We start from the raw sequence: 5,798 nt of genomic DNA on the forward strand, positions 1-5,798 counted from the left end.
ACGCCCTACCATGCCTTGCCCGCCCGGCACCGCCCCCCTAACATCCGTCAACATGACCACGATCGCGATCTACAGTCTGAAGGGCGGCGTCGGGAAATCGACTCTTGCGGTCAATCTGGCGTGGTGCGCCTCGGCACTGTCGGCCCGGCGGACATTGCTGTGGGATCTCGACCCGCAGGCGGCGTCCAGCTGGATCCTGGGCGACAGCGGGCAGCACGACCGCGCGCAGGCGCTGTTCTCCCGCGATGTCGCCCCCGCCAAGATGATCGAGCGCACGCGCTTCGACCGGCTGGAACTGCTGCCCGCCGACAGCTCGCTGCGCGATCTCAACCACCTGTTCCGCGAACTCGACAAGAAGCGCCGGCTGCGCAAGCTGATCGCCGATCTGGGCGACCATGACGTGGTGATCCTCGATTGCCCGCCGGGCCTGACCGAAACCGCCGATCAGGTCGCGCGCGCCGCCGACCTGATCGTCGTGCCGGTCATCCCCTCCCCGCTGTCGCAGCGCGCCTTCGCCACGGTGGAGGCGCAGTTCGGCGGGCAGGTGCCAATGCTGCCGGTGCATGTGATGGTCGACCGCCGCCGCGCACTGCATGTCGAGGCGATGCAGCGGCATCCCGACTGGCCGGCGATCCCGATGGCCAGCGCGGTGGAAAACGCCACCGCGCGCCGGCTGCCGGTCGGGGTCGCCGCGCCGCGCAGCCCGGTCGCCGCCGCCTTCACGCATCTGTGGCGGAGGATCGAACGACGACCCGCCTGATCCCCGATCCGGCCCCCGCCCCGCTCGATCCGTCGCTGCTGCTGGGCGCCTATTCGGTCGGCGTATTTCCGATGGCGGACAGCCGCGACGCCGCCGACGTCTATTGGGTCGAACCGCGCCGCCGCGCGATCCTGCCGCTCGACGGCTTCCACCTCTCCCGTTCGCTGCGCAAGGTGATCGTCGCGGATCGTTTCCGCGTCACCGCCGATCGCGCCTTCGAACGGATCATCGCGCTGTGCGCGCAGGCGGCCGACGACCGGCCGGAAACGTGGATCAACGCCGCGATCGAACAGGCGTTCGTCCGGCTGCATGCGCTGGGCCTGGCCCATTCGGTCGAATGCTGGGACGGCGACACGCTGGTCGGCGGGCTCTACGGCCTGGCGATGGGCCGCGCCTTCTTCGGCGAAAGCATGGTCAGCCGCGCACCCAATGCGTCGAAGGTCGCGATCGCCACGCTGGTCGCGCGGCTGAAGGCGGGCAGTTTCACGCTGCTGGATTGCCAGTTCATGACCGATCACCTCGCCTCGCTGGGCGCGGTGGAGATCGACCGCAGCCGCTACATGGCATTGCTGGGCGATGCGCTTTCGGCGACCGGTTCGTCCGCAGGTGCCGCTTCCTCCCCCTCCGTCGAAGCCGCATCGGCGGCGGCGGGGGCCGGCGATTTCTTTGCGCTGGAGGGGCTCGCCGGTGCCGGAGCCGCGCCCTCCGGAAAGCTGACGGTACAGCTCTTGGCCCAGACGTCATAGACCGGGTGCAGCACGACGTTCAGCTGCGGGCGTTCCTTGTACAGCCAGCCCGAAAAGACCCGGCGCCACTGCCCGTCGATATTGCGCACCGCCAGCTGGACGAATGCGCCGGTCAGCTGCTCGGCCTCCCACGGCGCGGTCTTCTCGCACGCGCGCAGCCGGATGACGACGTCGCCGACGCGCAGTGCCTGGCCCGGGCGCATCGTCACGTCGCGGCTGACGCCGTTGCGCTTGTTGAGCAGGCCGAGCACCGCCACCCGCTCCGCCATCGGCGTCTTGCCGTAGTCGACGGGGGCGTCCTGCGCATCCAGCTGCACGGTGTCGCCCGCACCGGGCGCATCGGCGCCCGCGGTCGCGGGGACCGCATCGGGCACCGCCTTGCTGACCTGCGGCGCGTCGCGCCGCCGATCCCCCAGCACGTTCACGCCGGTCCAGGCCGCGCCCGCCACCGCCACCACGACCAGCCCGCCGATCGCGAGCCGGCGGATCATGCGTCGGGGTTCCACGCCTCATAATCGCCGGTCGCGGCGGCACGGGTGCCGCCCTTCTCCAGCGCGCCCATCGGGCGATAGGCGAGCGCAGTGCCGGTCATGTTGGGCACCGCCGGCTTCTGCCACGCGCGCGGGGGGGGCAGCACCTCGTCGGGAACGCCGTCCACCTGCCGGTGCAGCCAGCTGTACCATTCCGGCGGAATGCGGCTGACGTCGTTGGCGCCGGCGTAGATCACCCAGCGGCGCGGCTCGCCCGCGGTGTCGCGGCCGCCCTGCCAATAGGTGTTGCCCAGCGAATCCTCGCCGACCTGCTTCATGCCGCGCAGGCCGTACAGGATGGTGCCCCAGGACGCGCCGGTCCACCAGGTGAACGGATTGAGATTGATGCCCATCGTGAGACGCCGCTTACCCGCGCCGGCGCGGCGCTTCAATGGCGAATGGGCCGATCATCGTCGCGCGCGCGATCATTCGTGCAGCGCCACGCCGATCGCCAGCGGCCCCTTGCGCCCCTCCACGATCCGCGCGCGCAGCCGCTGGTCGGGATCGACCTCCGCGATGCCGGCGCGACGCAGCGTCTCCATATGCACGAACACATCGCCGGGGCGGACGTCGGCGGTCAGGAAACCATAGCCCTTCAGGCGGTTGAACCACTTGACCGTCACGTCTTCCCACTCGCCCGCCTGATCGACCAGCGTCGCGGGATCGATGCGTTCGCGGTCGCGCTCGCGCAGCGCCTCCACCGCGACGCTGGTGTCGATCGCGATGATCTCGGTCGCCTGCCAGCCCTTGACGCTGCGGACCGCCCAGCCGTCGACCCGCGCGCCTTCGGGCAGGGTGCGGCGGCCGAACGCCTGCAGCACGCTGAAATGGATCAGCACATCGCCGATCTGCGCATCATCGGCGACGAGGAAGCCGAAGCCGCGCGTCGCGTCGAACCATTTGAGCACGCCGGACACCGCCACGGCGGCTGGTGCCGCTGGCGCGTCGTCCCTTTCGTCCCCGCCCCCCCCGGCGGGTGCGTGTACCTGTTCTCCCACTTACGTCGGTCCCCTGTTGGGAGGAGCGCTAACGGTTGCACTGCACACGGCGCCAGCGCAAGCGCCGATACGTCATTCGGGGTCGGGAATATGTCCCGGCGGGCTCGCCAGGATACGGCGGGCAATGTCCATCCCGTGTCCGGCACGCAGCAGCGCCGCCATCTGCCGCTCGCGGGTGCGCGGATCGGGCACGGCGTCGGCGAACGGGCCGATACGGCGGCGGCGCGCCAGTTTCAGCGCGCTGTCCCACGCCGCGGCGCGCGCCTCCGCCAGTGCCGTCGCGGCGTCCGGCTCCGCCACGCCCGCGGCGCGCAGCGCGTCGGCGACGCGCCGCACGCCATAGCCTGAGCGAGTCAGCGCAGCGCCCTTCATTGCCGCGAAACCGCGATCGTCGACATAGCCCCTCTCCGCGAACCGTTGGGTCAGCGCGGCGATGTCGGCCGGCTCCCCGTCCCAGCCGCGCTCGCGGATCTTGCGCGCCAGATAGTGCGCCAGCTTGCCACGCGTGGTCGCGAACCGCTCGACATAGCGCAGCGCCAGCTGCTCCAGCGCACGGGCATCCAGCGGCGGCGGCGGACGGGAGGAGCGCGATCGGGGCGGCACGCCATGTTTGTGCCACACTGGTCACCGATTTTGAACGCTTCGGTAATGCATCTTTTACCGATCGAGATTGCGCGACGGCCATCGTTGCGACAGGGACAGACGATGACGACGACCGAGATTGCCATCACCACCGCGGGGCCGCAGCCCACGCCCACTGCCGATCCGCTGCCGCGCCGCTTCGCGGATTTCGCGACGCTAGCCGAGGCGCTGGACTATGCCGCGCAGACCGCACGCGGGCTGAACTTCCACGATGCCCGCGGCACGCTGCAGCGCGCCTATCCCTTTGCCGAGCTGCGCGACGATGCGCGGCTCGCCGCGCTGCGCCTGATCGCCGCCGGGATCGCACCGGGCGACCGGGTCGCGCTGGTCGCGGAAACCAGTGCGGAATTCGCCGCGCTGTTCTTCGGCACCGTGCTGGCGGGTGCCTGGCCGGTGCCGCTGCCGCTGCCGACCTCGTTCGGCGGGCGCGATTCCTACATCGACCAGCTGCGCGTCCAGCTGGCGAGCTGCGATCCGAAGATGCTGATCTATCCGGCGGAGCTGACGCAGATGGCCGGCGCTGCGGCGGAGGCTTCGGGCGTCGAGGGCGTCGACTGGACCGAATTCGCAACCCGCCCCGCGCCCGCCGCGGATCTGCCGGCACTGGCCAGCGACGACGTCTGCTACCTGCAATATTCCAGCGGCTCGACGCGCTTCCCGCATGGCGTGGCGGTGACGCATCGCGCGCTGCTCAGCAACCTGGCCGCGCATGCGCACGGGATGCAGATCGCCGCGACCGACCGCTGCATCTCGTGGCTGCCCTGGTATCACGACATGGGTCTGGTCGGCTGCTTCCTGTCGCCGGTCGCCAACCAGGTGTCGACCGATTACCTGAAGACCGAGGATTTCGCCCGCCGCCCGCTGTCGTGGCTGGACCTCATCAGCCGCAACGCCGGCACCTCGCTCAGCTATTCGCCGACCTTCGGCTATGACATCTGCGCCCGCCGCATCTCCAGCCAGACGAAGGCGTCGGACCGCTTCGACCTGTCGCGGTGGCGCGTCGCGGGCAATGGCGCGGACATGATCCGCCCCGACGTGATGCAGGCATTCGTCGATGCCTTTGCCGATGCCGGTTTCCAGGCGACCGCCTTCCTACCCTCCTATGGCCTGGCGGAAGCGACGCTGGCGGTGTCGCTGATGCCGGTGGGCGAGGGCATCCGCGTCGAGCTGGTCGAGGAAACCGAGCTGTCCGGCGGCGAGCGCGGCGGCGCGGATCGCCCGCAACGCTATCGCGCGATCGTGAACTGCGGGAAGCCGGTGCGCGACATGGAGATCCAGGTCCGCGAGGAAGACGGCACCCCCCTGCCCGACGGTGCGATCGGCAAGGTATGGTGCCGTGGCCCGTCGGTGATGGTCGGCTATTTCCGCGATCCCGATGCGACCGCTGCGTGCATGGACGGCGACTGGCTGGACACCGGCGACATGGGCTACATGTCGGACGGCTACATCTTCATCGTCGGCCGCGCCAAGGACATGATCATCATCAACGGCCGCAACCACTGGCCGCAGGATATCGAATGGGCGGTCGAACAGCTGCCGGGGTTCAAGGCTGGCGACATCGCCGCCTTCGCGATCACCACGCCGGGCGGTGAGGAAACCCCCGCCGTACTGGTCCAGTGCCGCAGCTCGGACGAGGCCGAACGCCGCCGCCTCCGCGACGATATCCGCGATCGCGTCCGCTCGGTGACGGGCATGAACTGCGTCGTCGAGCTGATCCCGCCGCGCACGCTGCCGCGCACCAGCTCGGGCAAGCTGAGCCGCGCGAAGGCGCGCAACCTCTATCTGGCGGGCGAGATCAAGCCCTACGATCTCGCCGCCTGACTGGGCCGCATCGCGCCGGCGATCGATGCCGGCGCGGCGCGCCTTTCACCGCCATTCCGGCGAATTCGGCACGCCCGCCTACATCGCGCGGTCAACGGTTCGTCAACCTGCGCGGTGATAGCAGGATGGGGTGACCGCTCCCCCGCTCCCCTCCGCGCTCGATGCCTGGCTCGCGCCGCTCGCGCTGAGCGGGGACACGGATGTCGAACGGGCGGTACGGCGTGCGCAGCTGCGCGCCGCCGCGCAGGGTGCCCCGCTGCTGTTCGCGGCGCAGATCGCCGCGATATGCGGAGTGCTGGCG

At 70.3% G+C, this 5,798-nt stretch carries 6 protein-coding genes and 1 pseudogene; 3 read left to right on the top strand and 4 right to left on the bottom strand.

The features are described 5' to 3' along the window. The first annotated feature begins 52 nt into the window (after positions 1 to 52). A complete protein-coding gene (locus AX685_RS16275) occupies positions 53 to 760 on the top strand; it encodes a ParA family protein (protein ID WP_066490554.1) in 708 nt (235 codons plus the stop codon). Between the two features lie 71 nt (positions 761 to 831). Continuing rightward, a complete protein-coding gene (aat, locus tag AX685_RS16280; protein ID WP_066490560.1) occupies positions 832 to 1,506 on the top strand; it encodes a leucyl/phenylalanyl-tRNA--protein transferase in 675 nt (224 codons plus the stop codon). 35 nt (positions 1,507 to 1,541) lie between these two features. Here the strand turns inward: aat and AX685_RS23460 are convergent. The 4 genes and pseudogenes from AX685_RS23460 to AX685_RS16300 form a co-directional block, all read right to left on the bottom strand. Beyond that, positions 1,542 to 1,997: pseudogene (locus tag AX685_RS23460) on the bottom strand (DUF2155 domain-containing protein); the annotation flags it as partial. Next, positions 1,994 to 2,389, bottom strand: coding sequence for an NADH:ubiquinone oxidoreductase subunit NDUFA12 (locus AX685_RS16290; RefSeq protein ID WP_066490561.1), 396 nt, complete (start codon positions 2,387 to 2,389; stop codon positions 1,994 to 1,996). The gene AX685_RS16290 and the pseudogene AX685_RS23460, both read right to left, overlap by 4 nt. Before the next feature lie 72 nt (positions 2,390 to 2,461). Further along, positions 2,462 to 2,959 carry a cold-shock protein gene (locus AX685_RS16295; RefSeq protein ID WP_231738960.1) on the bottom strand — a complete coding sequence of 166 codons (498 nt, stop codon included), beginning with the start codon at positions 2,957 to 2,959 and terminating at the stop codon, positions 2,462 to 2,464. 147 nt (positions 2,960 to 3,106) lie between these two features. Further along, positions 3,107 to 3,637, bottom strand: coding sequence for a regulatory protein RecX (locus AX685_RS16300; RefSeq protein WP_066490564.1), 531 nt, complete (start codon positions 3,635 to 3,637; stop codon positions 3,107 to 3,109). Positions 3,638 to 3,739: 102 nt separating this feature from the next. On the opposite strand from AX685_RS16300, the gene AX685_RS16305 reads away from it, so the two are divergent. After that, the gene (locus AX685_RS16305; protein ID WP_066490558.1) at positions 3,740 to 5,497 is read left to right on the top strand and encodes a fatty acyl-AMP ligase; all 1,758 of its coding nucleotides are present in this window, start codon (positions 3,740 to 3,742) and stop codon (positions 5,495 to 5,497) included. Positions 5,498 to 5,798: the final 301 nt, after the last annotated feature.

Source organism: Sphingomonas sp. CCH9-F2 (assembly GCF_001556735.1).
GTDB classification, from domain to species: domain Bacteria; phylum Pseudomonadota; class Alphaproteobacteria; order Sphingomonadales; family Sphingomonadaceae; genus Sphingomonas; species Sphingomonas ginsenosidimutans.

Excerpts from the sequence above, each read along its gene's own strand:
- AX685_RS16305 (WP_066490558.1), top strand. The coding sequence starts at position 3,740 with ATGACGACGACCGAGATTGCCATCACCACCGCGGGGCCGCAGCCCACG.
- AX685_RS16290 (WP_066490561.1), bottom strand. The coding sequence starts at position 2,389 with ATGGGCATCAATCTCAATCCGTTCACCTGGTGGACCGGCGCGTCCTGG.
- AX685_RS16275 (WP_066490554.1), top strand. The coding sequence starts at position 53 with ATGACCACGATCGCGATCTACAGTCTGAAGGGCGGCGTCGGGAAATCG.
- aat (WP_066490560.1), top strand. The coding sequence starts at position 832 with ATGGCGGACAGCCGCGACGCCGCCGACGTCTATTGGGTCGAACCGCGC.